The sequence below is a fragment of the Arenibacter sp. F20364 genome, assembly GCF_023015905.1.
Lineage (GTDB): Bacteria > Bacteroidota > Bacteroidia > Flavobacteriales > Flavobacteriaceae > Arenibacter.
The window spans coordinates 1-500 of sequence record NZ_JALKBD010000147.1 but is presented as its reverse complement, the minus strand read 5'-3'; the positions used below and the strand labels follow the sequence as shown (position 1 = coordinate 500).

Here is a 500-nt window from a genome sequence, read left to right as displayed (position 1 = left end):
AAGAATTTCTCAAGGGCATCCGTATAGTATTCCTCCAAAACCTTTTTTTCTTCTTCCTTGGGATTCCTTACCAAGATACGCTGAAATACGGTGGTAACCCACTGTTCCGCATCTTTTGTATCCGTAATGGTATTCTCCGATAGTACCCGGGCCGCCTCCAACATCTGCACATCGTTCTGCAATGCCAGCGCCTGTAATGGCGTATTGGTCTTTTGTCGCCTCACCTCACAGATATCCCTGTTGGGCGCATCAAAAATGGACATGCTTGGAGGTGGCAGCGTCCTTTTCCATAAGGTGTAAAGCGAACGCCGGTACAATTTATCACCCTCATCCTGTACATAACTGGTTAGTCCGCCTCTGTTATTCCCTGCATTGGTCTCCTCCCACAGTCCTGGGGGCTGGTAAGGCTTTACACTTGGCCCGCCTATCTCTTTGTTCAACAGACCGCTGGTGGCCAAAACATAATCCCGTATGATCTCACCGCTCATCCTGAACCTCGG

General features: G+C 49.4%; 1 protein-coding gene. It reads right to left on the bottom strand.

Annotation, left to right across the window (positions count from 1 at the left end; translation table 11 throughout):
• Positions 1 to 500 (bottom strand): DUF1553 domain-containing protein (locus MWU84_RS24095; RefSeq protein ID WP_246906588.1); only part of this gene is annotated, 500 nt, incomplete at both ends.